1 protein-coding gene is annotated in these 1658 nt (G+C 66.5%); it reads left to right on the forward strand.

The features are described 5' to 3' along the window. On the forward strand, positions 1 to 1658 hold a 1658-nt coding region (locus V7773_RS30170), incomplete at both ends, for a condensation domain-containing protein (RefSeq protein ID WP_336076489.1).

Genomic DNA, 1658 nt, shown 5'->3' on the forward strand with positions numbered 1-1658 from the left:
ATTGACCGCCACGCCGCTGCCGCAGAGCCAAAGCGACCAGCCGCGCACCGCGCCGCGTAACGCCACTGAAACCGTGCTCTGCGAACTGTTCAGCGAAGTGTTGGGTGGGTCGGAAGTCGGCATCGAGGACAACTTCTTCCAACTCGGCGGTCACTCCTTGCTGGCCACCCGCCTGGTCAGCCGGGTCCGTGAGCGCCTCGGGGTTTCCCTGCCCTTGCCGCTGGTGTTCGCCCAACCGACGGTCGCGGCCCTGGCCGAGCATCTGCGAGCGATCACGCCCGCTGAGTCGATCACCGCGCAACCGCGCCCGGCGCAACTGCCCCTGGGCCTGGCCCAACGCCGGTTCTGGATGCTCAGTCGCCTGGTGCCGGAGTCCCGCGAGTACCACATGCCATTCGCCCTGACCTTGCGCGGCGAGTTGCAGGTCCAAGTCTTGTGCGAGGCCTTTGCGCAGGTCAGCCAGCGCCACCTGGTGCTGCGCAGCCGTATCGTCGAAGTCGACGGCGAGCCGCAATTGCTGATTGACGACCACGGCCCGGCGCTCGCGGTCACGTGCGTTGCGACCCAGGACTGGGCAGCGACCTGCGCCAATGCCCAGAACGCACTGATGACACCGTTCGACTTGGCCGCCGCGGCGCCTTGGCGTGCGCACCTGCTGCAACGCCAAGGCAGCGACGAACACCTGTTGCTGGTGTGCCTGCACCACAGCGCCACCGACGGCTGGGCCATGCAGTTGCTCATCGACGAACTGACCCAGGCCTACGCCGCTGGCCTCAACGGGCAGTCGCCCGCCTGGACACCGCTGGAGATCGACTACGTCGATTTCGCCCTGTGGCAACAGCACCCGGACACCCAGGCTCGGCGCAGTGACAGCCTGGACTACTGGAAAAACCACCTGGGCCAGGACGACTACCAACTCGACCTGCCCATCGACCATCCACGCGGCGCCGAAGCCGATCGTCGCGCCCGACAACTGAGCGTCCGCCTCGGCACCCAGCGTGCCGAAGCCATCCGGCAGTTCGCCCGTCAGCGCGGCACGACCACCTACGTAGTGCTGGCCACGGCCCTGAGCGCGCTGCTGGCCCGCTACAGCGGCCAGCGGGAGATTCGCCTCGGCACCCCGGCGGACCAGCGTGACCATGGGCAAACCCAGACGTTGCTGGCCTGCCTGGTCAACACCCTGGTGATCCGCAGCGACGTCGACCAACGGGCCCCGGTCGAGCAACTGCTAGCCAGCCTCGAAGCCGACCTGCGTGCAGCCCAAGCCCATGCTGACCTGCCCTTCGCCACCCTGGTCAGCGCTATCGCACAAAACCGCGACTTGAACCGTACGCCGCTGTTCCAAGTGCTGTTCTCCCTCAACTACGGCCGCATCGACAGCAGCCAATGGCCGGGGCTGAACGTCGAAGAACAGATGCTGCCGGTGATCGACGCCAAGTTTGAACAGAGCTGGGAAGTCCAGGACGACGGCAGCGACATGACGCTGGCGCTGGAATACCAATCGGCCTTGTACGACGAAGCGACGATGCAACGCTGGAGCGCGCAGTGGTGCGCGCTGCTCGATGCACTGATGGCAAGCCCTGGGCGCACCCTGGTCGAACTGTTCCCGCAACAGCAGGATCAGCAGCAACTGGACCGCTGGAACGCCACCGACCGCC

Origin of the sequence: Pseudomonas sp. 3JA (assembly GCF_036961705.1) — a bacterium.
Classification (GTDB): Bacteria; Pseudomonadota; Gammaproteobacteria; order Pseudomonadales; family Pseudomonadaceae; genus Aquipseudomonas; species Aquipseudomonas fluorescens_Q.